The organism is Oceanobacillus zhaokaii (assembly GCF_003352005.1).
Lineage (GTDB): Bacteria > Bacillota > Bacilli > Bacillales > Amphibacillaceae > Oceanobacillus > Oceanobacillus zhaokaii.
On sequence record NZ_CP024848.1, the window covers coordinates 2,734,303 to 2,759,751 of the forward strand.

Here is a 25,449-nt window from a genome sequence, read left to right on the forward strand (position 1 = left end):
TAATCGTTCTTAATACTATATTTATTGAAAGGTTGGCAAAATTTTCATGACAAACATACAAGGTATTGCTGCATCATCTGGTATCGCTATCGCAAAAGCTTATCAACTAGTTACGCCAGATCTATCATTCGAGAAAGTTAAAATCGAAAATACAGAAGAAGAAATAAATCGTTTAAATGCTGCTTTAGAAATTTCTAAACAAGAATTAGAGAAAATTAAAGCACATACATTAGAAGCACTTGGTGAAGAGCATGCAGAAATTTTCTCCGCTCATTTACTTATCTTAGGTGATCCAGAATTAATCAATCCAATGAAGGATAAGATTACTTCAGAAAATGCAAAAGCTGAAACTGCATTAGATGAAGTTTCAAATATGTTCATCGACATGTTCAATAATATGGATAATGAATATATGCGTGAGCGCGCTGCAGATATTAAAGATGTTACCAAACGTGTGCTGGCTCACTTACTAGGTGTAACATTCCCGGATCCAGCATTAATTGATGAAGAAGTAATTGTGATTGCAAATGATCTGACACCTTCTGACACAGCACAATTAAATCGCCAATTTGTTAAAGGCTTTGCAACTGATATTGGTGGTCGTACATCACATTCTGCAATTATGGCTCGTTCATTAGAAATTCCTGCAATTGTAGGAACAAAAGAAATCACATCAATTGTAAAACAAAATGATCTAATCATTATCGATGGTTTAGAAGGTAATGTTATTATTAATCCTACTGAGGATGAATTAGCAACATACCGAGGAAAACAAGCTTCATTCGCTGAACAACAAGCAGAATGGGCAAAACTAAAAGATGAACCAACTTTTTCCAAAGATGGAGAACAGGTTGAATTAGTAGCAAATATCGGTACACCTGAAGATGTTGCTGGCGTTATTAATAACGGTGGTGAAGGTGTTGGGCTTTATCGTACTGAATTTTTATATATGGGCAAAAATGAACTTCCAACAGAAGATGAGCAATTTGAAGCATATAAATCTGTGCTTGAACAAATGGGAGACAAGCCTGTTGTTGTTCGAACATTAGATGTTGGCGGAGATAAAGAATTAAGCTATTTAGATCTGCCAAAAGAAATGAATCCATTTTTAGGATTCCGCGCCATTCGTTACTGTTTGGAAAATGAACATGTATTCCGTCCACAGCTTCGTGCATTACTGCGTGCGAGTGCTTACGGTAATTTAAAAATCATGTTCCCAATGATTGCTACACTAGAAGAATTCCGTAAAGCTAAAGCAATTTTACTAGATGAAAAAGAAAATTTACTAGCTGACGGTGTTAAGGTTTCCGATGAGATTGAAGTTGGTATCATGGTGGAAATTCCATCAACAGCAGTTATCGCAAAACAATTTGCGAAGGAAGTTGATTTCTTCAGTATCGGTACGAATGACTTAATCCAATATACAATGGCTGCTGACCGTATGAATGAACAAGTTTCATACTTGTACCAACCGTACCACCCAGCAATCTTAAACTTAGTAAACAACGTTATCGAAGCAGCACACAGCGAAGGCAAATGGGCTGGCATGTGTGGTGAAATGGCTGGAGATCCAATTGCAATTCCACTTCTGCTCGGACTTGGACTTGATGAATTCAGCATGAGTGCAACATCAATCTTACCAGCACGTACACAAATTCGCGATCTATCAAAACATGACCTAGCGTCTTATAAAGATACCATTTTATCAATGGGAACTGCAGAAGAAGTTGTCGCATTTGTAAAGGAAAAAACGGAACAAAAATAATTATTAATGAAGAGGCGGGGCTGATGTCCGGCCTCTTTTATTTTAAAAAGGGTCAGGATTTTGGGCAGCGCTCAGTTCCCTTAATCTGCGTTCCGACCTACTGAGTTTACGCTTCAACATACATAATCTGCGTTCCTGCTCCAATGTGCTCTCATCGCCTACTTTCCTCAATTCAAAATAACCAACCCCTATTCAATTATCTCCAGCTTCTTCTCTATCGGTGTCCTGCCTTTATTTCGTGATACCTTTTCAGGATAGCCAATCTGCATAACAGCAGCTATTTTAAATACTTCACTATTTAATCCTATTTCCTCCAGAAAAAGCGGATCACTCATATAGGGCGTGATCGTCCATAACATACCAACACCATATTCCCAGCCTGCTAGCTGTGCATTCTGAATAAACGCACATACAGCGGCGTACTCCTCTTCAAAACGTATCGAGTCAGCTTCTCTTTCAAAATATATTAATCCATGATGTGGTATGGACAATAGGAAGCTTTTCATCGAATCAACCATTTTTAAAGTTTTTGGGCTCGCATCGTCACTTATCATCCCGATACGTATATAGCTCGCGATAATTGCATCAACAAATGCAGTTCTTCCCTCTCCCTGATATAACTTAATATTCCATGGTTCCTTCATATAATGAGTTGGCGCATAACTTCCATATGTAAATATTTCTTTTAATATTTTTGTATCAACAGGTTTATCTTTAAATGTATGTGCTGAACGACGTGCTTTAATCGTCTTGAGAATACTCAACTTGGTCTCCTCCATTTCTATCATTGCATGCGTTTTTTCATTATACGACAGTTTATGTAAAAGAAGAATAAGTGCTTAATCAATAAACAAGCATAAAAAAAAGAGACAGATAAACTCTGTCTCTTTTCAATCTAACATTAATCCTTATTTTTTCAAGTTATAGAAAGACTTTAATCCACCGTACTCGCCCATGCCTGAAAGTTCATCTTCAATGCGAAGTAATTGGTTGTATTTCGCAACACGGTCTGTACGTGATGGTGCACCTGTTTTAATTTGACCAGCATTTGTTGCTACAGCAATATCAGCGATTGTAGCATCTTCAGTTTCACCAGAACGGTGAGAGATAACAGCTGTGTAACCAGCACGTTTCGCCATTTCAATTGCTTCAAATGTTTCAGTAAGTGTACCGATTTGGTTAACCTTAACTAAGATAGAGTTACCAACACCTTGCTCAATACCTTGTGCAAGTTTCTTCGTGTTAGTTACGAATAAGTCATCCCCTACTAATTGTACGCGATCACCTAGACGCTCTGTTAGAAGTTTATGACCTTCCCAGTCGTTCTCGTCTAAACCATCTTCAATTGAGATGATTGGGTATTTATTAACCATTTCTTCGTACCAGTCAACCATCTCAGCAGATGTACGAATAACGCCTTCACCTTTAAGGTTATATTTACCGTCTTCATAAATTTCAGATGAAGCAACGTCCATTGCAAGTTTAACTTCTTCACCTGGTTTGTAACCAGCAGCTTCGATTGCTTCAACAATTGTTTGAAGAGCTTCTTCGTTAGAACCAAGGTTAGGAGCGAATCCACCTTCATCACCAACAGCTGTGTTATATCCTTTTGATTTCAATACATTTTTCAATGAGTGGAAAATTTCTGTTCCCATACGAAGTGCTTCTTTAAATGATTCAGCACCAACTGGCATTACCATGAATTCCTGAATATCAACGTTATTATCTGCATGCTCTCCACCATTTACAATGTTCATCATTGGTGTTGGCAATACTTTGGCATTGAATCCACCTAAGTAGTTGTATAAAGGAACATCAAGTAAATCTGCTGCTGCATGTGCTACTGCCATGGAAACACCAAGAATTGCGTTTGCACCTAATTTTCCTTTATTTTCTGTACCGTCAAGTTCAATCATTAGTGCATCAATAATATTTTGACGTGTAACATCTAATCCAACTAATTCTGGAGCAATTACTTCATTTACGTTCTTAACTGCTTGAAGAACACCTTTACCTAAATAACGGTCTTTATCTCCGTCACGAAGCTCAACTGCTTCATATTCACCAGTTGAAGCACCACTTGGCACTAATGCTCTACCGAATCCACCTGACTCTGTGAATACTTCTACCTCAACTGTTGGGTTACCGCGTGAATCTAATACTTCGCGTGCATAGACATCTGTAATGTATGGCATGAAAATCTCTCCTTTTAACTTTTATAGTTTTATTATTTAACAATTAATGAGGTTCCAGTCATTTCGACTGGTTTTTCAACATCTAATAAATCAAGTAATGTTGGTGCTAAATCTGCTAGAATACCACCATCTCTTACTGTGATTCCTTCCTTCGTTACAATAACCGGTACCGGGCTAGTTGTATGTGCAGTCATTGGTTGACCTGCTAATGTTGTTACTTCATCTGAATTACCATGGTCTGCTGTAATAATTGCATTTCCACCAAGTTCAATAATTTTGTCGACTATTTTTCCAAGGCATTCATCTACTGCTTCAATTGCATCAATTGTTGGTTGTAGCATTCCTGAATGTCCAACCATATCCGGATTTGCAAAGTTTAAGATGATCGCATTTGGACGTTCATTAGAATCAAGCTCCTTAAGCAACGCGTCCGTTACTTCATAGGCACTCATTTCTGGTTGCAAATCATAGGTTGCAACCTTAGGTGAATTAATTAAAATTCGTTTTTCACCAGGGAATTCCTGCTCACGACCACCGCTCATGAAAAATGTCACATGTGGATATTTTTCAGTTTCAGCGATACGTAATTGTCTTAAATTATGTTGGGAAAGTACTTCACCAACTGTATTATCTAAATTAATTGGTTCGTATGCTACATAGCCATTAACTGTTTCACTAAAGTCTGTTAGCATAACAAATTGTAAATTTTGTGGTACTTTATTGCCACGATCGAAATCACGGAAATCTTCGTTGGCAAATGTACGAGAAATTTGAATTGCACGGTCGGGACGGAAATTATAGAAAATAATCGAGTCCTCATCCTGGACTTTTCCAACTGGATCGCCATTTTCATCGACGATTACAGATGGAATTACGAATTCATCATGTACGCCATTTGCATAAGAATCTTTAATGACATCTAATGGATCTGTGTATGCTGGACCTTCACCGTAAACCATCGCATCATATGATTTTTTCACACGATCCCAACGTTTGTCACGATCCATTGAATAATAACGACCAGATACTGTCGCAATTTTACCTACACCCAATTCATCCATCTTATTTTGTGTTGCAGTGATATATTGGTCTGCTGTTTGTGGTCCAACGTCACGACCATCTAAAAATGCGTGAACATATACTTCTTTTACATCTGTTTGCTTCGCTAATTTTAACAGCGCAAATAAATGATTGATATGGCTGTGTACACCACCATCAGACAATAGACCGAATAGATGTAATGCTTTTCCATTTTCTTTTGCATGATTCATCACTTTTAAGAATGCTTCCTTTTCAAAAAAGTCGCCTTCTTTAATTGATAAATTCACACGAGTTAAACTTTGATAAACGATACGCCCAGCACCAATATTTAAATGCCCAACTTCCGAATTACCCATTTGACCTTCTGGTAAACCAACAGCTTCACCACTTGCTGTTAACTGGTTATGTGCATGCTGGTTCCAGTAACGATCAAAATTCGGTTTCTTTGCTTGTTTGACTGCATTTCCCATCACTTCATCACGAATTCCGAATCCGTCTAAAATGATTATTGCAGCTAAATTGTTTTGACTCATTTAGCTCCAGCCTCCACTAGCTGTAAGAAGGAATCTGCTTCAAGACTTGCGCCACCAACTAATGCACCATCAATATCAGATTGTGCCAATAATTCTTCAACATTTGCTGGTTTTACACTTCCACCGTATTGGATAATAACTTTGTCTGCTGTGTCAGCAGAAGTTACTTCTTTTACAACATTACGGATGTGTTTACAAACTTCATTTGCATCTTCACTTGACGCAGTTTTACCTGTGCCAATTGCCCAGATTGGTTCGTAAGCAATAATCGTTTCAGCTACTTGCTCATTTGACAATCCTGCTACAGCTTTTTTCACTTGGTCTTCCACTAAGCTCATTGTTTCATTTGCTTCGCGTTGTTCCAAAGTTTCCCCAACACAAACGATTGGAGTTAATCCATGTTTGAAAGCTGCTACCGTTTTTTGGTTTACGGTTTCGTCTGTTTCAGCAAAATATTCACGACGCTCTGAGTGACCAAGGACAACATGTGTTACACCAAGATCCTTCAACATTACCGGGCTAACTTCACCAGTGTAAGCACCGTTTTCTTCGAAGTGCATGTTCTGTGCTGCAACTTTCAAATTCGTACCTTTTGCTTTTTCTACCAATGATGGTAAATAAACAAATGGTGCACAGACAATTGCTTCTACATTGTCACTGTTTGGTACTTTTTCAATTACTGCATCGACAAACTCATTTGCTTCTGATAATACTTTGTTCATTTTCCAGTTTCCTGCAATTACATTTTTACGCATCTAAGTTCACCTCTCCTTTTATTTCTCGTCTAGAGCTGCAACGCCTGGAAGTACTTTACCTTCCATAAATTCAAGGGAAGCTCCTCCACCTGTTGAAACATGATCCATTTTTTCAGCAAGACCGAATTTCTCAACTGCTGCAGCTGAATCGCCACCGCCAATAACAGAATAACCAGCAGTTTCTGCTAACGCATTCGCAACAGCTTTCGTTCCGTTTGCAAATACATCTAACTCAAATACTCCCATTGGTCCGTTCCAAATAATCAATTTAGAATCGGCAACAATTTGGCTATATTTTTCACGTGTTTTTGGTCCAATGTCCAATGCTTCCCAATCTGCAGGAATTTGATCAATTGCAACAGTTTGTGTGTTTGCAGTTTCAGAAAAATCATCCGCAACAATTACATCGACTGGAAGGACGAAATTAACACCTTTTTCTTCTGCTTTTTTAATGAATTCATTTGCTAAATCGATTTTATCTTCTTCTAATAATGATTTACCAATTTCATGACCTTGTGCTTTGATAAACGTGTATGCAAGCCCACCGCCAATGATTAGGTTGTCCACTTTATCTAAGAAATTATCGATAACATTTATTTTATCTTTAACCTTTGCTCCACCAATGATTGCAGTGAATGGACGTTCTGGATTTTCTAATGCTTTACCTAAAACATCTAATTCTTTTTGCATCAATAATCCAGCTGCAGAAGGTATTTTCTCTGCAATCCCTACAGTTGATGCATGTGCACGGTGTGCTGCACCAAATGCGTCATTTACGTACACGTCAGCGAGTGCTGCGAATGCTTCTGCGAGTTTTGGATCATTCTTCTCTTCACCAGCTTCAAAGCGTACGTTTTCTAGTAATACAATATCGCCTTCGTTCAGTCCAGCTACAGCTTTTTCAACTTCTTCACCGTAAACTGCATCAGTCTTCGTTACTTCTTTCTCGACTAATTCACTTAAGCGTTTTGCAACAGGGTCTAAGCGTAGCTCCTCTACTACTTGGCCTTTTGGACGACCAAGATGGCTTGCCAAGATAACGATTGCGCCTTGTTCTGTTAAGTAGTTAATCGTTGGCAATGCTGCTCTGATTCGTGTATCATCTGTTACTTCCCCGTCTTTCATTGGAACGTTAAAGTCTACACGACAAAATACTTTTTTGCCTTTAACATCTAGGTCTTGAAGTGTTTTTTTATTCATTTGTACACCCTCCCAAACTTAAGTTATGTAATAGAGTTGCATTCTAGCCCACTCTATCATTTGCTTTCACCGTTCATTATATACTAAGTGAAGCAAGCTTGCCTTGTTTATAAAAATGGAAAAAGGAGGAAGAGCTTGCTCCTCCTCCTTTTATTCTAATCTTATAGAAGTTTTTAAAGGCTAATCTTATAGTCCTTTTTTAGCCATGAATGCAGCTAAGTCAACACAACGTGATGAGTAGCCCATTTCATTGTCATACCAAGAAACAACTTTAACCATGTTATCTTCCATTACCATTGTAGATAGACCATCAAGGATAGATGAATGTGTGTTACCTACGATGTCAGAAGATACGATTGGTTCTTCAGTGTATTCTAATACACCTTTTAATGGACCTTCAGCAGCTGCTTTGAAAGCTTCGTTAACTTGTTCAGCAGTTACATTTGTTTCTAATTCAGCAACTAAATCTGTTAATGAACCATCTGGAGTTGGTACACGAACAGCCATACCATTAAGTTTACCTTTAATTTCTGGTAATACTAAACCAACTGCTTTTGCTGCTCCAGTTGTAGTTGGGATAATGTTCTCCGCTGCAGCACGTGCACGACGGTAGTCTTTATGTGGTAAATCAAGAATTTGTTGGTCATTTGTGTAAGAATGAATTGTAGTCATTAATCCACGTTTGATACCGAATGAATCATTTAATACTTTAGCAAATGGTGCTAAACAGTTTGTAGTACATGAAGCATTTGAAACGATGTTATGTTGGCTAGGATCGTATTTATCATCGTTAACACCCATAACGATTGTTAAATCTTCATTGTTAGCAGGTGCAGAGATAATTACTTTCTTCGCTCCAGCTTCGATATGTTTCTTAGCGTCTTCACCATTTGTGAAACGACCAGTTGATTCGATTACGATTTCTACGCCAAGATCTCCCCAACCTAAGTTAGCAGGATCGCGTTCTGAAAGAACTTTAATTTCTTTTCCGCCAACAACAATGTTCTTGCCGTTTACAGAAACTTCTTCATCCAATTTACCGTGAACTGAATCATATTTTAATAAATGAGCTAACATGTTTGCATCTGTTAAGTCATTAACCGCTACGATTTCAACTTCGTCATTTTTAAGTGCTTGACGGAATACATTACGTCCAATTCTACCAAAACCATTAATACCTACTTTTACTGCCATTCTTATTCCTCCTAAATAATGTGAGTTGTAAAAAATATATTAAAAGAGGTTACCCTCTTAAAATCTGTTTCGCAGCTGCTTCGTCTGTTATGAGTAAATCACTTTTCCCTTGTTTAAAATAGGAAACAATCGCTTTTGCCTTTGATTTACCTCCAGCGACAGCTAATACATGATCCATGGAATTAAGATCTTCCAGTTGTATCCCTAATGTGCGGACCTTATGGATAATATTCCCAAACTCGTCAAAATAATAACCAAACGCTTCACTTACCGCAGAATTTGATTGTAGCTTCGTCATTATCTCTTCCGAAGTCTTCCGCCGGTTTGCCATCGTTATAGCATCACCAATACCGTGAATGACAACATCCGCACTCTTGATTTGTTGCAACACATCTTGAATCGATGGTTCCGTAAGTAGTGTTTGATATGCCGTTTCACTTAAAGGGTCTGGGACATAAAGTAATCGGTATTCACCATTTGCTCTTTCTGCCATCTCTGTTACAATTCGATTCGATTGGTTTTCTGCCTTCTCACCGATTGCCCCACGTGCTGGTAGAAACAAATAGTCCTTGCTCTTATTCAGTGGTGTCATTGCATTTGCAACGGCAGCCATAGTCGTCCCACCTGTTACTGCGATGATCATTTTTTCTTTCATAATCGATTGAAGAAATGTGACACAGGCCTTGCCCATTTCTCGTTTCACCCAATCATTTTCATCGCTATTTCCAGGAATGATGAGAACCTTCTTTACATGTAATTTTCCCTTTAATTGTTCCTCTAAAACATTCAAGCCCATCAATTCTCCCATAAATTTGGCTAATTGATCCAGAATTAATTTACCCTCTTTTGTGATAAACATTCCTTTTGAAGTTACTTGAATGAGCTCTTGTTTTTGCAAAAATTCAACCTCACCACGAACGTGACGCTCAGTTAAATTTGTATTCTCAGCAAGACCTCTCCGTCCAATTGGCTCAAACAGATTAATACTTTGTAAAATTGAATACCGCTGCTGCATTACTTCCAAGAGATCTGGAACGAGTTTTTTTTGTAAATCAGTTAATGTTCCCATCCTAAGACTCCTTCATACTGGACGAAAAAAGTCCCATACTGTTTTAAATTGTCCCGATTACATTTTCAGTATAGCATACTTGAATTAAAATACAAATATATTGAGGTTACAAATTGTAAAAGTATTGTAAAGCTAGAGGATAAGAATTCCCCTGATTATATGACTCTCCAATCTGCTAAGCGTTTATCTTAACCTCCAACACCATAATTGTTATTCTCTATAAGCAGGTTCTCTACTGAATCATAATTAATTTCTACACAGTTGAGTTGTTTTCCATTTAGCTCGATTACTGGAATTAACAATTGATATTCTTCCAATAATGCATCGTTCTCATAAATATCCTTTTTTTCCAACTCATAAGGATATTCTTTCTTAAATAATGATAGTAACGATTCCGCTTCAATACAAAGTGTACAGTTTTCTTTCGTATATAGAATTATCTTAAGCATTTAACTTTTCCCTCCTCTTTTTCTAGTTACAATATGAAAACCTGTCACATCTCGACCTGCGTTGCTTAAGTCCTTATTCTCTGAATCATGCTAAGAATTGCAGGAATACTATCCTATTATTGACTGTAATCTTTTCATATTTAGATGAGACATTCCATTTAATTCTGCCATTTCTATTAATAAATGTCACTTTTTCGTTTTCCTCATTGACAGCTAGATGAAAGTATATATAAAATTTTATTATTCATATTGTTAGAAGGGAGAAAGTTAATGACAAAAAAATTACATAAAGAGCCAATTACCCATCTGATTCGCCGTTATATTATGCTGTTTATTGGATCGGGGATAGCCGCAGTTGCCTTGGAATTATTTCTCGTGCCAAATGACATTATTGATGGTGGAGTTATTGGTGTTTCCCTGCTGATTAATCACCTTACAGGGATAAGCTTCGGGGTGCTAGTCTTAATTATTAATATTCCATTTCTAATTGCTGGATTTAAAAGATTAGGAAAAGATTTTCTATTTTCATCTTTATTTAGTATTATTTCTTTATCTGTTGTAGAGTCACTATTACATAAAGTTGAGCCAATTACGGATGAATCATTATTAGCAACTGTATTTGGAGGTTTGATTCTAGGGGCTGGTGTAGGTATTGTCATTCGAAATGCTGGTGCATTGGATGGGACAGAAATACTTGGAATCATTATTACCAAAAGAATGTCTTTCTCTGTTGGTGAATTTGTTATGTTCATCAATATATTTATCTTTGGATGGGCAGGTTTTGTCCTAGGTTGGGAACAAGCAATGCTATCAATCCTAACCTACTATATTGCTTCAAAAACAATCGATGCAATCGGGCAAGGTATTCTGAACGAAACAAAGGCAGCCATAATTGTTTCCAACATGTCAGAGGATATTGCTGAAGTAATCGGTGAAGAATTGAAACGTGGGGTAACCAAATTATATGGCCAAAACAATTATACAGGTACAGATACAAATGTGCTCTATGTCGTTGTAACACGTCTAGAAGTTGCGAAGCTTAAAGCAATTGTATTTAACCTTGACAAAACTGCCTTCACCACCATTATGGACACACAAGAGGTTCAGGGTGGACGATTTAAGTCAGCAGGACATTGAAAAAAGCGGTCCATCGTATGGTAAAGAGTTCCGTTTTGAGGTGCATATTAATTAAATGACAGACAAACTGACGTATTAATTGGCATACGTCAGTTTTGTTGTTATATCAACGATCAATGGTTAAATTAGGGCTTTTTGGCAACCGAATTTCTCAGTTCATTGTACATAAAAATTGGTGCCAATTGGTATGTCAAAATCGATGTCAATTCGGCTGTCAATTGCACTGTCATTTTAGATAGTATAGTTAGTTATTTAACACAAAAAGGACCTCTTTAAGAGATCCTGGCCAATTTTCTTAATCAACTAAAGCACCAGTTAATGTAAGTACATTTTTTCACAAACTCATTATTTCCATCAAGCATCTGAAAAAAGTAAATTCGTCATACATCAATTTATGTACTTTGTAAACAACTCATTATTGTATCTCCGAAAGACCTGACATCAGATAAATAATCATATCCTTCTGGTGAACCAAAACTATTAAACATACGAACAGCAACCAAGTTTTCTTTAGGGATTACTAATATAGTAACACCTGTGTACATTTTGAAATATCCCACAAAATTTTATTATCTCAACATCTATACCTGATTCTTCTTTTGTCTCTCTGATAGCAGCATCTTTCAATGATTCTCCTTCTTCGACTTGCCCACCTGGCATCTCCCAACCTCTCAAAGGTCCCTCGATTAGTAGAATTTCCTTTTTTTCATTGAGTACAATAGTTGCCGCTGAAACAATATGTTTTGGCGGTGTCTAAATTCTTTGAGTACTCTGTTCCAATTAACTCACTCCCATTCAACATTTGTTTAACATAATTCTCTTTGAATTCAGTAATAAAATGTCTGTTGTAGATAACAATCCTCTTCCACAAACCTACTCCCTATTGTATGAATTCAACAAAAAAGGGCACTTCTCCTTCTTTAAGAAAAGCACCAGTTACTTGAATAGCTTTAATCTTTAATTCACTATTAAATCATTCAAAACTATAATATATTTTTTTAGCTATCCTTCCGAATATTATTGATATAACAACATACAAGTGTAATTGTTAAAGCAAATGGCTGGTTTAAGGTAAGCGGCCCAACTAACATTAACCCACCTATAATGATAATAGCCAAACCGAATACGATTGGTATTAAAGTTGTATTGAGATTTCATTAATGTGTTAAAGCACTAAATAATTAAACAATATTTTTAAGCCAAGTTACTATACGGAGAGCCTGAAATGGTTCAAACCAAGTTATTAAAAATAAGATAATAAAAAAAGAAACAAGTGATATAAATTTTAAACTACCTTTTTCATTTTTAAAGATAGCAATAAAACTAAATATAGCCCCTAACAATATAAAAATAGCTCCTATAAATGCAATAAGTTCAGAATATCCCACTATAATCCAGTTTAATCCAAAGAAAAGTAATCCAAATATGATAAATACTATTGACCATATACTAATTGATTTCAACATACATCCCCCCATAAATCTAACCTGCCCCGTTAGTTCAATAACCCTTTAATTTAATATTAACATAATATTCCATACGACTTTCAAAAAATAAGACGATCAATTTGATGATCGCCTTGTTTAACTCTTGCACCAGTTACTTTAATAAGAGATAATTTAGCACATTAAAACTCTTAGATTTTTTATATTTAGGTTATATGAGTAAATAGTATAGTTGATATTAAAAGGACCACACATTTTATATGATGGTCCTAATTTATTCCTCTTCAACTAACCGTACTCCGATAATTTAAGTACAATATTTCACAATATAGATTTAAACTAAATAAATTATCACAGCATCAAACACCAGGATTTATCAGATATGAAAATAATGCTACTAAACACCATGAGTAGCCACTATTAAGTTACATTGGAGCTAATTCCTCTACTATTGTTTGTTTACCGTAATCATGACTCATCAATAGTTGAATAAGTTTTTCAGCAGTATCTAGAGGTGTTTGTAATTTTCCTTTTTCATGTAACTGATTAAATAATTCAACATATGGGAATTTTTCTTTACTTGTTGACCGTATTTCAGTTTGTAATTTCGTATCTATTACACCTGGATAAACTGAAATAATTTTTACTGGAAAAGGTTTTTCTTTTTGTTCTAAATAAATACTTTTAGTAAAAGAATCCAGACCTGCTTTTGCAGTACTATAAGGGCTTTGGGAAGGAAGCAAATATTTCGCAGAACCAGACGAGATGTTTAATACTCTTTTGTCTATTTTCCAATTGTTTGTGTGTTTAATAAACTGAGATGTAAGCAATATAGGGGCAATTAAATTCACATTTATATTTCTAATGACATCTTCACTAATAGTTTCTTCAATCGGTCCAATAGGGGAAAGAACACCTGCATTATTGATTAAATAAATAGAATCAACATCATCTTCACTAACTAAATTAAATACACTTTGAAAAAGAGAATTAATATCGAATAAATTATTAAGATCAAAAGAAAAGTTTCTTACATTATCGAATTTTAAACCTGCGTTGTCATATAAATTTGTACTCATACTTCTTGAAATACAAATAACATGGTTATTCTCATCATTTAATAATATCTTTGCCAATGATTTTCCAATACCTCTAGAAGTTCCTGTTATAATAAAATACCTCATTTTGTTACCTCTCTTTCGATTATTTAACTAACTATATTTTATCTTCCTCTTTTAATAGACCTTTAACGGTTCTTTCCACACCATTTATTATCATGATCAAGTTCTCCACCCATATTTTTCTATCACCGATAATTTCTATTTCAGCTAAATAGTATGCGGATATCATTATCATTATAACTGAATATTCCCAACTTTCTTTGTAATTATTGCTCTCATCTCTTCTTCAACTAACCTGCCCCTATAGTTGAATAAGAAAAAAGAGATGCATAAGCAACTCTACTTACTTAAACTAAAGCCCCCGTTTAATGAAATAAGGTAATTTTATGATAATCCTACCAGTGTACTTGAAGTTTATTACCATTCGTGTCATAAAAGTGGAAAAAGGCATGACCATTATCTTCTTTTATATCCTCAACCTTAACTTGATTATCAATTAAGTGTTGGTGAAATTTAGATAACTCAGGACTTGTAAAGCCAATGCTAAATTCTTGTTCATTATTAATTGTAAAATGTGCAAATGTTTCATCTTCGGTTGGAACTAGGATAAGTAAGAAAGGTCCTTCATTCACTTTTATAATTGCAAGTTCTTCAGGAATATTTAATAACTGGAGCCCTAATACATCTCTATACCATTTTGCAGACAGTTCTAAATCTTTTACAGGAATTCTAATATAATGTACTTGTTCAATATATGATTTACTCATAGACCTCTCTCCTTTAATTAATCTGGTATATCAAATAGTTCCCTTTCTATATACCTTTTTCCTTTCGATTATTGAATTAACCTGCCCCGTTAATATATAAATTTAACAAAAATAAGCGATAATCCTTTTTGGACTATCGCACCACTTAGTTCAATATGAATTTATAATGATGGAGGACTATCAGACAGACAAATCGATAAATTCTAGTTCCATTTCTGCTTCTGCTTTCGAACGATAAACGGTAATTTTATCATAGGGTTTCAAGTTGTCTTGCCACGATCCTATATTACTCAGAAAATCTTCTCCGTTTTCAGAAATTACCAAGCACTCTAAATGCTTATTGATATAACAAATTGGTGCGTCACTTTTCAAATCACATTGTTGACCAACAGTTCCGATAAATCCACCTTTACTATCTTTTGCCATAATATCTACATATGGAACCGTATAAAATTCTAAATGTGGAATATCATCGTCAAAGATAAATTGAATATCATAATCGTTAGCATATTTTTGATACTCCTCATTTTTATGATAAACACTCATAGAATAAATTCTTGTACCTGCTGGTATAACCTCAGTATCTTTTAAATTTACATTTATGGCTCCAGTTAATTCTGTTCTATCTAGATAAACTTTTCGCATCTCAACCTCCGTTTAATCTTATTTTAAAGTAAATGCTCATTACTTTTGTGATTTCTTATTGAACTAACCTGCCACTGTTTGTTTAAAAAGGTTGTTTTTCACAATCATTGACTGTTATTGATTACCCTTCAACTATTGCAAGGTATTTCAAGATTTCTCCTTCTAATTCAACGATTAAAATATCTCCTCTTTCCTTGGCTGAAAAAATCTTTGCACCAACTGGAAGTTTATTTGCCATTTCATCTTTGAAATCTGTATTACTATCATTTTTTGTTTTTATTTCACCGATTTGAACGTCTTTTGTTAAAGGCAATTCTTCAACCCAATCGATATTAGTTTCATAAATTACTCCATCATACTGGAAAATATCAGCATCAGGATTCAATGTTAAGACTTCTTCAGCATCAATACTGTCACTTGTTACTGTGGTTGTTTCCCCTTCATTAGAACATCCACTAATTATAAATAACACTAATGCAATCAGTACGTAAAATAACTTTTTAGCCAATGTAATACCCCCTTTATATATAGTCGGAAATACTCTATCATAAGTTTCTTCTTCCACTAACCTGCCCCTTTAGTAAAATAACTCCTACATAAAATAGCGTTAATCCTTCTAGAATTAACGCACCAGTTGATTTAAGTAAGCCACTTCACAAGCTGTCAATATAATAATTCAAGCATTAACTGAAATAAACTCTATTTTTTAAAACGATTTCCTGTATTAGCATAAATAAGTGAAAACACAACTATACCGATAAATAAAATGATACCGAGAACTAATAACCAATTGATTTCATATACTTCACTAAGCACCCAAAGTATCATACTAGATGATAAAGCGAACATCACTTTTCCCATAAACTTACATAATGCAACCGAATCATATTTGTCTTTTTCTTCTTGTGGCAACGTGTTAAATCCAGCAATTAATGAAGAACCTCTGCCACTAGATAGAATAATTCCAAATCCAACAAATAAGACCATACCAATAACTGTACCAGTAATTCTTTTCCCCCTCCTTTTCATACATTTACTATCATACATCTACTTTTTAATACGACTAATTTTAGTAAATGTTTCACTTTAGGACTTAACTGCTGCCTTACTTATAAGGAAGAAACATTACTTTTCTTTCAGTAATGCACCAGTTAGTCATACATGTAGCGCAAGACCAGCGCTACACCACAGAGAATGAAAATGAATTTAGTTTGGCTATACTGATTCTACGGCTGGATGAGGAAGGTCGATCAACTATGGTGCGTTAGAGCCCTTCAGTTAGTCTGACTCCTTCGACCACGGTGCATCACAGACTGTCGCTCCCTTACGGGAAGCACTCATGGTAGATTAATCCTTTTCTGGTTGTTGCACCAGCCTCCAATAATGTATGCCGTAGAAAGGATGTTTTCAATGGATGTAATCATTGAAAGAGCCTGTGGTATGGATGTCCACAAAGACAACATTACTGCATGTATCATCACTCCAGAAGGAAAGGAGATTGAAACATTTTCAACTAAGACGTTATTCCTAATTCAATTGGTTGACTGGGTTAAGAAGCATAGGTGTACCCATGTGGCAATGGAAAGTACAAGTGTCTACTGGAAACCTATTGTCAACTTACTAGAAGCAGAAGACGTTGAGTTTCTAATTGTGAATGCCCAACATATTAAATCTGTCCCTGGACGTAAAACTGATGTGAAAGATGCCGAATGGATTGCCAAACTACTTCGCCACGGATTACTCAGAGCTAGTTTCATCCCAGACAGAAACCAACGAGAGTTGCGTGAACTTGTTCGTTATCGTCGAAGTATCATTGAAGAGCGCGCTAGACAACATAATCGGATCCAAAAAGTATTAGAAGGAGCAAATATAAAGCTTGGTTCTGTTGTTTCCGATGTTATGGGAGTATCAGCTCGTGACATGCTTCGTGCAATCGCCGAAGGCGAAGATGATCCTGAAAAACTAGCAAACTTTGCAAGACGATCTATGAAAAAGAAAAAGGACGAACTAATACTCGCACTTCAAGGTTATATTAGTGATCATCAACGACTGATGATTAAGACTATTTTAACCCATATTGACTTCCTATCAGAACAAATCGAAATGTTAGATCAAGAGGTAGCCAATAGGGTGAGTATCTATCAAGAAGAAGTAGAGCGTTTAGATTCCATTCCAGGCATTGCGACAAGAATGGCTGAGCAAATGCTGGCAGAACTTGGAACAGATATTAAGAACCAATTTCCTAGCGCATCTCAAATGTGCTCATGGTCGGGATTAGTTCCTGGTAATAACGAAAGTGCTGGAAAAAGGAAATCTTCAAAAACTAAAAATGGAAACAAATACTTGAAATCAGCATTAATAGAAGCAGCTCATTCGGTCCGGGGATCAAAAAACTATCTTGGTGCACTTTATCGCCGTACTGCAGCACGAAAAGGTAAAAAACGTGCAGGGATTGTAGTAGCTCATGCGATATTGAGAATCTCCTATTATCTTTTGACCCGTAAAGAGATGTATGTAGATTTAGGAGAAGATTACTTCGATAAACAAAAACAACAATCTATTGTTCGGCATTCATTACGAAGACTGGAAAGTCTTGGTTACACTGTTTCCATTGTGGAACCAGAAGCGTCTTAAACTGACCCATTCAACTTCAATAGATCTTGGAATCCGGCGCTCTCCCCTTTTAAAAAGAATGAATGAGCTGCGTTCTATTTAGTGTTGCCTTTTTATCAATATTTCAGAAGTTAATTTTCATGGTAGTAGAAGAGTGACACTAACAAATTATACAAGGAATGAATAATAATTACTGACCAAAGAGATTTACTTTTCTTATATATAAATCCAAATATAATCCCCAAAACAAAAGTTGTTATTATGGGATTTAAAATATAAGGGAATTCAAGCAGCCCCTTATAAAACCAAATAGGAAAGTGAATCGATACAAAGAGTAAAGCCGTAATTGTATTTGCTATCCAGAATCTAAAAGAATCCCTAAGTTTTCTTAATAAAAAACCCCTAAAGACAATTTCCTCAGTTATTCCAACTAATAGAATAGTATTAAGCCATTCGCCAAACCCTATTTGAAAATCGATATTATTTTCTAAAATGGTGAGATTTAAAACTACATATGTTATGAAGACTAAGGATACCCAACCTGTCCATTTTAACCCTTTTCTAAAGTTATGACGTAATCCTAAATAGGAAAACGGATTACTTTTTTCCATAATTTTAACTAAAAATATTACGGGAACGACCCAAATAACTATTTTAATAATGGCTGATGTTATAGCTCTTGGAATAGAATCCATCAGATCTAAATATTGAACTAACCATAATTCTCTTATACACCATAGGGCATAAAATGTTATGAAATATACCCAAATGTAATTTTTATTTACTTTTAATTCTATTAGAAACTCCCCTTTTCTTCTTCAACAATCCTGCCCCCAATAGTTAAATAACTCTCACTTCACAATACCACAATATTCAAAAATATTTATTAAAGAAAAAGACAATCGTTTTGATGATTGCCTTGTTTAACTATTGCACCCTATAGTTAAATTAACTTATTATCGGTACGATCCGTTCTTCTGCCCAATGAAGTATAAACTGTTTTTGACGAGGATTTAAGTTTTCAGGTAAATCTTCTTTTCGAAAGAATCTATGTTCCTTACTTTCTAATCCTCTTTGTTTTAGTACACCATCATATTTCCTTGCCTTAAAAATAACCTGAACACTATTGCACGAAACAACTTTCTCCTGAATAAATTCCAAATAACTCCAATCCATTTACTTCCAATCCTGTCTCCTCAAAAGTTTCCCTTTTAACTGTTTCTTCAAAGGTTTCCCCTATTTCCATTACTCCACCAGGAATACACCAATTATCTTCATCAGTTCGATGCTGTAATAATATACATTCATTTTCTTCTATTACCAATAAACTTTCTCATATCTTTAATATAGTTCATTTATATTTACTCCGATCAAATTTAATTGTTAAACTCTTACTGCTATTTTTTCTTGTACTAACCTGCCCGTTTAAAAATAAACTCCCTTTCCAATAATACCATAATATTCAATTAATAATTACAAGAGAAAAAATCGACGGTTTATGGTCGCCTTGTTGAACTCTAGCACCCGTTTGTTTAATGTTTAATAAGAATGGTATCCCCATTTATGTTATTGATCAGTAGCAAATGATTCTATGAATTCGTTAACTTCTTTACTCATTTCTTTATAACGAGTCCAATGAAGATAGTGATGCCCCTCTAAAGTTACAATTTTACTAGATGGAGAATTAGTTAATTGTGTTTCATAAAAAGTCACAAGGTTTTTACCATCCTCTGATATCCTATCTTCTTTCGTGGTGAAGAATAAAACTGGCATATTAGAAGCAAATTTCATATCTACTGTCTTATCAATATTGTTTTTTATTTCATTGACTTCGGTAACAACGTTCTTGTTAGAACTCTTCCAAGCCGAGATAGCCTTGGTCATTTCTAAATTTCCTTCAGAATACGTACCATCATTAGCAATAGGTAAAAAATCTTCGGGATTTATATATAATGCTAATCTTGCAATTCCGGTCGGTGCCAGATAACTCAAATATTCAGGCATTGTAGGAGCTTCTTCGCCAAAATATTTCAATGCTTGTGGTAATGTAGAATCTATACCTACTACAGCTTGCACTTCATCCGGGTACGTATTGGCATAATACATACTATATATGCCGGAAATGGAATGAGGCATCAATATGTATGGGCCTTGTATATCAGATTTTTTTAGAGCATATCTTATTTCTTCTACGATGTTTTCCACTGTTCGTTCTTTGTTAGTTATATCGCTCCATCCGTAACCAAACGGCTCTACCACTACGACCTTATTTTTCTTTGCCATTTCATTTACCAAAGGTTCAAAATCCAGTGCCGGTGCAGCAGTTCCAGCACCACTTATTAAAACAATTGTATTATCGCCCTCACCCTTTGCATAAAGGTGCATATTCTTACCATCCACTTCAACTAATTCCCCTAATGGTGGATATTTTTTTTGTTCATATGCTGTCATAATGTTGCTGAAAATGAACCAAATAGCAGATGCTGTCACTATTGCAATTAAAATATTCCTGAAAACTACCCAAAGTCTAAATTTCTTTTTAGTATTCTTCATAATTCCTATGGCCTTCTTTCTTTTTAATTCCATCATAACTTGGAAACGCATTCCTAGTAATGAACCTTAGAAATAAATTAAGATAGGCCTTGAGGCTTATTCAACTATCCTGCCCCTTTAGTTCAATAACTTAGCTTAATTTTAACATTAGCTTCCATTCGTTTCATCGAAATTATTTAAAAAATTATTTTATTCAACCATCTGGAAATGATGCTGATAATTATAATTTTGGGGGTGAGCAATTATGTTATTATCGGATGCAGCAAAGGGGTATGAGGCAGATAAGAAAATTGAGGGCTTTTCTGCACAAACATTAAATGCTTATAGGCTACAAGCTAAACTACTTATTGATTATTTGGGGAACATCAATATTAGTAATATAACAACCCTACAACTGAAAAATTATTTAGCTGAGTCAAGTAATAATTTAAAACCATCAAGTTTGTCCCATCGTATCAGATTTATACGTTCCTTATTTCGATGGTCACACGAGGTAGGTATAATTGAGTTAAATCCTGCAAGTAAAATAAAGGAACCAAGAGTTGGTAAACGTATTCCAAAGTTCCTTACTGAAAGAGAAATAGAATATTTAAGAGATGCGTGCTTCTCTCCAATGGAAAAAGCCTTATTTGAATTTATGTTCTCTACTGGATGTCGAATAGGAGAAATTGTTTCATAGGATTGAAATAGTATTAACTGGGGAAATCAATCTGCTATTGTTAGTGGCAAAGGAGATAAGGAACGAGAAGTTTACTTCAATATACGTTGCGATATTTGGCTAAAGAAATATTTAGATAAAAGATACGATAACGATCCAGCAATATTTGTTACAGAATGCTCTCCACATAGAATGAGTATTGCTCAAATGAGGTATATTATTAAACGTATTTCAAAACGTGCAGGTATTAATAAAACCATTCACCCTCATCAGTTAAGGCATAGTTACGCAACACACCTGCTAAATAATGGTGCCCCACTAGAAGTTATTCAAAGCCTGTTAGGTCACGAAAAAAGTGAAACTACAAGAATTTATGCAGAACTAAGTGGTAGACTACGACAAGAGTTTTATAGGAAGTATTTCTAGAATAATTAAGAGCAACGCAGATTTTTTCAGCGTTGCTCTTTTAAACTATTGCACCAGATAGTTGAACAAACCAAATCATTATTATGGAATGTTCATTTTCTTTTTGTTGTTAGATTCAAAATAAAGTCGGTCCCAAAAGCTACTATTAGTCCAGCCCAAAAAATGACAGAAGAAGAAAAGAGATTGCTTGCAAATAATAAATTATAAGTTTGATCTATGAATAAAAGTAACATATATGTATAAAAGCCAAGAACGGCACTTTTGTTCCAGTTATCAGATTCTATTTGAGACATATTTTTAAATAATTTCATTTTTTACATCCTTTCATCTCCATATTAAACTAATATTCTCATTAAGTACCTGCCCCATTAGTTCAATAACTCTATACAATAGTACCATAATATTCTAAAAATATTGTTCAAAGAAAAAGATGATCATTATGGTAATCGCCTTGTTTAACTATTGCACCATTTAGCCTAATAATAATCCGATTATTATAGCGTTCCTGACGGATTAACTCCTTCGAAATTACCATACATATTAATATTATTAACTATGTGTTCTTTATCACTAAAGTCCATTACTTCTATTACATCGCTGCTTATTGACCATCCTTGATGTGATTCTGGCTTATTCATTCCCGGCTTTATTTCTTGAAACACTTCCATATAAACAGTAAATGGCGGGATTTCTTCAGGTGTTTCAGTGTTATATATTGACATTACGGACACGGAATCCTCCGGTAATGTTTCTTTAACGAAATCGGGTTTTGTTAATCCGCTGAATTGTAAATAATGTAGAAAATCAACCATTTCCATACGTGTATCAAACCCAGGATTCATTGTAATATCAATATAGATACGGCTAAAGATATATTTTTTTCCGGATAATATTTAGACCAATCATTATTAGGAATAGAATCTAATTTGTATACACCGTTTAAGATATATTTTATTTCACCGTTATAAGATTTATTATCAGTCACAAAGTCGTTGAATAGACGATCTTTACCAAAGATACGTTCAAACGCATCTTTTACTGAAGTAGATTTCTCCATACTCTCTATATCCTGAAATTGATAACTTTCAGTTGTAGCAACAGGGATACTTTGCTCTATTGTTGTATTTGTGTTTTCTCCACTAACCTCAGCCGTTTCCTTGCTATCATTAACAAGAACATAAATTAATGTTCCACTTAAAATAAATACTATCACTATTAGAATCCATAATAATTTTTTCAATTGCTATTCCCATCTCCTTCTTCTACTAGCCTGCCCCGCTCAAGATCTCTGAATATAATACCATATTATTCCAAACAATTTACTCATTACTCCACAAATAAAAGGCGACCAAAATCTATGATCACCTTGTTAAACTCTTGCACCCGTTACTTTAAGTGCATTTCTTTACAATCTGCTTGAAGTAAATATTTTCAATCCCATTTTTTCCCTTTTCGATAAAGGTTCCTTTCGGATAATGCTAAAACTTTAGCAGTCGGTGGACGTGTCACTGTCGGTAGCAATATTTGATCAAAATAATCCGCATCAGCTAAAACGTTCCACGGTGAAACTCCGTAAAAAGCGTTTGCTAGATCTTCAAGGATGCCACTTGTAAAACTTCTGGCACCAATACTAGGGGTACCATTGAATTCTTCAGGAACGTCTTCCTTATGAATCCTAACATTCATACTAGCAATCACCTTCCAGCTGTGATTATCTAATGAATTAGATGTTAATGATAATATCGAAATAAATGGATTGTTTATAATTTCTTCTAAGGTTGGAACAGCGTTTTTATTAATATCAAATAACCCGCAAACAGGTTGTGTATAGTTTTTCCATAATACCTGTCCAAAGGAATATGAACCATCCTCTAAAAATATTTGAAATATATCTCCCACTTTCCATTTTTGTTTTCTAGGTCTTTTATGTGAGATTAATCGATTTTTGGTGATATTTATTTCTTCGGCGGATAAGTTCGCATTAGCTAGTTCGTTTATGACAATGGCTATCTCCAATATCAGTTCAGCATTAGTAGTACGTATAATAACAGCACTTGATTCATAATCAAAACCTATACGCTTGTATAAATACGGTTCAATCTTTTCTCTAACTGTTTTGCGTAGAAGCTTTATTGCCTCATTATTAGTTTCCAATTTAAACAATTCAGCTAAATCATTATCAATAAGGAAATATGATGTTGATGCATCAGGTAGCAAGATTTCTACACTCCCTAATTTACAAGTGGTATCCATTATATTTCATTTCCCCTTTAATTTGAGAACTTCTTATTAAAATTATAACACCGTAAAAAGTCTGTTTCTGCAAGTAACCTGCCCCGATAGTTAAAAAAGGCTACGTATTGACGTTCGCCTTGTTGCATTAATGCACCAGTTAGCCATTCATGAAGCGCAAAAACCTGCGCTTCACCACAGAGAATGAATGTTTGTTTCTATGTCTATAATGACTTTTGGGTACATTCACAACAATCTTGTCTCAGCATTTAAAAAAATCATAAAATGCTGGGTCTAGTTTGTTTTTGTCTTTTTTAGGATTTTCGGATGTAAACTTTCATGGTAGTTGAAGAGGCAGCCATATCGCTTGAAGAAGGGATCTATTCAATTATCGCGCTAGTTAACTGATAAGCAGGTTTCCAAAATTGACGGAAAACAAGATAGAAAGGAAAATGCCAAATAGACTACAAAGAATACCCGTTACAGCTATTTTTTTTCCATTTTGTTTAAAACGATTTATTTGTCTTACCCCTATGACACCATAAATTAGACCAATAATGCCAAGTATGAAGCCCACTGCCATAAAAGAAGTAACAATTGAAAGAGCCCCAAAGATTATTGATATCGTGCCTTTGCTATTAGCTTTACTATCACTAGCGTTTGAAACTTCAAGTTTACTAATTTTTCCTGCCTCCTTTTTAAACTGAGTGGACCGATTGTGAACAAGATTTAACAATACTCTTAAACTAACCTGCCCCAGTTCAGTATCCATAAACAGATAATAACATAATGCTTAACCCTTTAATTGTAAATTTCTGAAATCAATAATAAAAGAAAATGACCATCATTTGATGATCTTACTTGTTTAATTATTGCACCCGTTAGTTGAATAAGAAATCTTATATTCACTTTAACTTTCGATGATTTTTTAGCATTTGTTGCAAATACTCTTCCGATTTTCCTTTAGGGATACTAAGGCTTTCCCATTCTTCATTTTTAATTTGCTTACCCACATAAACAATTTGTCCGATATGATAAGCGTAATGAGCCATTTGCCTTTCAATCGCATCAATAACCGTATGGCTTTCGCCACGAATATAAATATTTTTTAATAAATCCTCTTCATTTAAATTATCAATTGTTTTAAAAAGAGTATTCCAACCTCTTTCCAATTAGAAATCATTTCTTGCTTTGATGATATAGTGTTTACAAATTCTTGGTCACGTTTCCTATTGGTTTTTTCACCATCTGATGTTAAAAAATTCGTCCATCTTGAAATCATATTTCCACTTAAATGCTTTACGATAATTGAAATACTATTTGAAGATTTATTTAAAGCCCAATGTATATCGTCTTCTGATAATTGCTGTATTGTCTTATCCCCTAGTTCTTTAACACTTCTAAACCTAGCTTGGACTACTTTTAAATACTCATTCCCCACAGTCATTACGATCCACTCCCACCGATTAGTATCTACATTATAAAACTATATTCTTACGCTAAAATGCCCCATAGTAAAAGAGACCGTCATAATGACGATTTCATTGTTGAAGTAAAGCACCCTTTAGCTGAATAAGAAGTGCGATTCATTTTAAGAATCACACTTCTATTTTATATTTAGATTCTGACTTTCTTAGTATTACTGCTCTTG

General features: G+C 34.9%; 28 protein-coding genes and 3 pseudogenes. 4 read left to right on the top strand and 27 right to left on the bottom strand.

Annotated features, from left to right (window positions below; all coding sequences use genetic code 11):
• Window positions 1-46: 46 nt before the first annotated feature.
• A complete protein-coding gene (gene ptsP, locus CUC15_RS13885; protein ID WP_114917232.1) occupies window positions 47-1,765 on the top strand; it encodes a phosphoenolpyruvate--protein phosphotransferase in 1,719 nt (572 codons plus the stop codon).
• 188 nt (window positions 1,766-1,953) lie between these two features.
• Here ptsP and CUC15_RS13890 read toward each other — a convergent pair whose 3' ends face one another.
• The 8 genes from CUC15_RS13890 to CUC15_RS13925 form a co-directional block, all read right to left on the bottom strand.
• Entirely contained in the window at window positions 1,954-2,529 is a 576-nt protein-coding gene (locus tag CUC15_RS13890; protein WP_242985859.1) for a nitroreductase family protein, read from the bottom strand.
• 144 nt (window positions 2,530-2,673) lie between these two features.
• Window positions 2,674-3,960 (bottom strand): phosphopyruvate hydratase, encoded by a 1,287-nt coding sequence (gene eno, locus CUC15_RS13895; protein WP_114917233.1) that lies wholly within the window; start codon window positions 3,958-3,960, stop codon window positions 2,674-2,676.
• Between the two features lie 32 nt (window positions 3,961-3,992).
• The gene (gpmI, locus tag CUC15_RS13900; RefSeq protein ID WP_114917234.1) at window positions 3,993-5,534 is read right to left on the bottom strand and encodes a 2,3-bisphosphoglycerate-independent phosphoglycerate mutase; all 1,542 of its coding nucleotides are present in this window, start codon (window positions 5,532-5,534) and stop codon (window positions 3,993-3,995) included.
• Window positions 5,531-6,289: a triose-phosphate isomerase gene (gene tpiA / locus CUC15_RS13905; protein ID WP_114917235.1), complete on the bottom strand. Its 759-nt coding sequence runs from the start codon at window positions 6,287-6,289 to the stop codon at window positions 5,531-5,533. Before tpiA ends, gpmI begins: the two co-directional genes overlap by 4 nt.
• A gap of 18 nt (window positions 6,290-6,307) precedes the next feature.
• Window positions 6,308-7,489 carry a phosphoglycerate kinase gene (locus CUC15_RS13910; protein WP_114917236.1) on the bottom strand — a complete coding sequence of 394 codons (1,182 nt, stop codon included), beginning with the start codon at window positions 7,487-7,489 and terminating at the stop codon, window positions 6,308-6,310.
• Window positions 7,490-7,675: 186 nt separating this feature from the next.
• The gene (gene gap / locus CUC15_RS13915) at window positions 7,676-8,683 is read right to left on the bottom strand and encodes a type I glyceraldehyde-3-phosphate dehydrogenase (RefSeq protein WP_114917237.1); all 1,008 of its coding nucleotides are present in this window, start codon (window positions 8,681-8,683) and stop codon (window positions 7,676-7,678) included.
• A 49-nt stretch (window positions 8,684-8,732) separates the two neighbouring features.
• Window positions 8,733-9,752: a sugar-binding transcriptional regulator gene (locus CUC15_RS13920; RefSeq protein ID WP_114917238.1), complete on the bottom strand. Its 1,020-nt coding sequence runs from the start codon at window positions 9,750-9,752 to the stop codon at window positions 8,733-8,735.
• A gap of 188 nt (window positions 9,753-9,940) precedes the next feature.
• Window positions 9,941-10,201: a glutaredoxin family protein gene (locus tag CUC15_RS13925; RefSeq protein WP_114917239.1), complete on the bottom strand. Its 261-nt coding sequence runs from the start codon at window positions 10,199-10,201 to the stop codon at window positions 9,941-9,943.
• A 270-nt stretch (window positions 10,202-10,471) separates the two neighbouring features.
• Here CUC15_RS13925 and CUC15_RS13930 point away from each other — a divergent pair, with 270 nt between their 5' ends.
• On the top strand, window positions 10,472-11,338 hold the full coding sequence (locus CUC15_RS13930) for a YitT family protein (protein ID WP_114917240.1): 867 nt from the start codon (window positions 10,472-10,474) through the stop codon (window positions 11,336-11,338).
• A gap of 392 nt (window positions 11,339-11,730) precedes the next feature.
• Here CUC15_RS13930 and CUC15_RS20120 read toward each other — a convergent pair whose 3' ends face one another.
• The 9 genes and pseudogenes from CUC15_RS20120 to CUC15_RS13965 form a co-directional block, all read right to left on the bottom strand.
• Entirely contained in the window at window positions 11,731-11,883 is a 153-nt protein-coding gene (locus tag CUC15_RS20120) for a hypothetical protein (RefSeq protein WP_162800239.1), read from the bottom strand.
• Window positions 11,876-12,076, bottom strand: a pseudogene (locus CUC15_RS13935) (NUDIX hydrolase); the annotation flags it as partial. The pseudogene CUC15_RS13935 and the gene CUC15_RS20120, both read right to left, overlap by 8 nt.
• Before the next feature lie 443 nt (window positions 12,077-12,519).
• On the bottom strand, window positions 12,520-12,801 hold the full coding sequence (locus CUC15_RS13940; RefSeq protein WP_205317707.1) for a hypothetical protein: 282 nt from the start codon (window positions 12,799-12,801) through the stop codon (window positions 12,520-12,522).
• Between the two features lie 407 nt (window positions 12,802-13,208).
• Window positions 13,209-13,967 carry a (S)-benzoin forming benzil reductase gene (locus tag CUC15_RS13945; protein WP_114917243.1) on the bottom strand — a complete coding sequence of 253 codons (759 nt, stop codon included), beginning with the start codon at window positions 13,965-13,967 and terminating at the stop codon, window positions 13,209-13,211.
• Window positions 13,968-13,998: 31 nt separating this feature from the next.
• On the bottom strand, window positions 13,999-14,139 hold the full coding sequence (locus CUC15_RS20125; RefSeq protein ID WP_162800323.1) for a hypothetical protein: 141 nt from the start codon (window positions 14,137-14,139) through the stop codon (window positions 13,999-14,001).
• A 160-nt stretch (window positions 14,140-14,299) separates the two neighbouring features.
• Complete coding sequence (locus tag CUC15_RS13950; RefSeq protein WP_114917244.1) at window positions 14,300-14,671, bottom strand: VOC family protein; 372 nt, start codon at window positions 14,669-14,671, stop codon at window positions 14,300-14,302.
• 180 nt (window positions 14,672-14,851) lie between these two features.
• Window positions 14,852-15,316, bottom strand: coding sequence for a hypothetical protein (locus CUC15_RS13955; RefSeq protein WP_114917245.1), 465 nt, complete (start codon window positions 15,314-15,316; stop codon window positions 14,852-14,854).
• A gap of 121 nt (window positions 15,317-15,437) precedes the next feature.
• Window positions 15,438-15,824 carry a hypothetical protein gene (locus CUC15_RS13960; RefSeq protein WP_114918463.1) on the bottom strand — a complete coding sequence of 129 codons (387 nt, stop codon included), beginning with the start codon at window positions 15,822-15,824 and terminating at the stop codon, window positions 15,438-15,440.
• Between the two features lie 191 nt (window positions 15,825-16,015).
• Window positions 16,016-16,345: a DUF3784 domain-containing protein gene (locus CUC15_RS13965; protein ID WP_242985861.1), complete on the bottom strand. Its 330-nt coding sequence runs from the start codon at window positions 16,343-16,345 to the stop codon at window positions 16,016-16,018.
• Between the two features lie 381 nt (window positions 16,346-16,726).
• Here CUC15_RS13965 and CUC15_RS13970 point away from each other — a divergent pair, with 381 nt between their 5' ends.
• Entirely contained in the window at window positions 16,727-17,950 is a 1,224-nt protein-coding gene (locus CUC15_RS13970) for an IS110 family RNA-guided transposase (protein ID WP_114917246.1), read from the top strand.
• 110 nt (window positions 17,951-18,060) lie between these two features.
• Here CUC15_RS13970 and CUC15_RS13975 read toward each other — a convergent pair whose 3' ends face one another.
• From CUC15_RS13975 to CUC15_RS13985, 4 genes are all read right to left on the bottom strand, one after another.
• Window positions 18,061-18,624, bottom strand: a complete 564-nt coding sequence (locus CUC15_RS13975; protein ID WP_114917247.1) for a CPBP family intramembrane glutamic endopeptidase — start codon at window positions 18,622-18,624, stop codon at window positions 18,061-18,063.
• Between the two features lie 253 nt (window positions 18,625-18,877).
• Window positions 18,878-19,105 carry an NUDIX hydrolase gene (locus CUC15_RS20510; RefSeq protein ID WP_242985864.1) on the bottom strand — a complete coding sequence of 76 codons (228 nt, stop codon included), beginning with the start codon at window positions 19,103-19,105 and terminating at the stop codon, window positions 18,878-18,880.
• Entirely contained in the window at window positions 19,053-19,253 is a 201-nt protein-coding gene (locus tag CUC15_RS20515) for an NUDIX domain-containing protein (RefSeq protein ID WP_242985865.1), read from the bottom strand. Before CUC15_RS20515 ends, CUC15_RS20510 begins: the two co-directional genes overlap by 53 nt.
• Window positions 19,254-19,495: 242 nt before the next feature.
• Window positions 19,496-20,482 carry an alpha/beta fold hydrolase gene (locus CUC15_RS13985; protein ID WP_242985866.1) on the bottom strand — a complete coding sequence of 329 codons (987 nt, stop codon included), beginning with the start codon at window positions 20,480-20,482 and terminating at the stop codon, window positions 19,496-19,498.
• A gap of 244 nt (window positions 20,483-20,726) precedes the next feature.
• Between CUC15_RS13985 and CUC15_RS13990 the strand changes: the two are divergent.
• A pseudogene (locus CUC15_RS13990) lies at window positions 20,727-21,566 on the top strand (tyrosine-type recombinase/integrase).
• A gap of 92 nt (window positions 21,567-21,658) precedes the next feature.
• On the opposite strand, the gene CUC15_RS13995 reads toward CUC15_RS13990, so the two are convergent.
• The 6 genes and pseudogenes from CUC15_RS13995 to CUC15_RS14020 form a co-directional block, all read right to left on the bottom strand.
• Window positions 21,659-21,877 (bottom strand): hypothetical protein, encoded by a 219-nt coding sequence (locus tag CUC15_RS13995; RefSeq protein ID WP_114917248.1) that lies wholly within the window; start codon window positions 21,875-21,877, stop codon window positions 21,659-21,661.
• A gap of 183 nt (window positions 21,878-22,060) precedes the next feature.
• A complete protein-coding gene (locus CUC15_RS14000; protein WP_162800324.1) occupies window positions 22,061-22,384 on the bottom strand; it encodes a hypothetical protein in 324 nt (107 codons plus the stop codon).
• A gap of 20 nt (window positions 22,385-22,404) precedes the next feature.
• Window positions 22,405-22,806 (bottom strand): hypothetical protein, encoded by a 402-nt coding sequence (locus CUC15_RS14005; RefSeq protein ID WP_114917250.1) that lies wholly within the window; start codon window positions 22,804-22,806, stop codon window positions 22,405-22,407.
• A 191-nt stretch (window positions 22,807-22,997) separates the two neighbouring features.
• A complete protein-coding gene (locus CUC15_RS14010) occupies window positions 22,998-23,783 on the bottom strand; it encodes an Imm26 family immunity protein (RefSeq protein WP_162800325.1) in 786 nt (261 codons plus the stop codon).
• A 415-nt stretch (window positions 23,784-24,198) separates the two neighbouring features.
• Window positions 24,199-24,570 carry a DUF4190 domain-containing protein gene (locus CUC15_RS14015; RefSeq protein ID WP_114917252.1) on the bottom strand — a complete coding sequence of 124 codons (372 nt, stop codon included), beginning with the start codon at window positions 24,568-24,570 and terminating at the stop codon, window positions 24,199-24,201.
• Window positions 24,571-24,703: 133 nt separating this feature from the next.
• A pseudogene (locus CUC15_RS14020) lies at window positions 24,704-25,245 on the bottom strand (DUF1572 domain-containing protein).
• Between the last annotated feature and the right edge of the window lie 204 nt (window positions 25,246-25,449).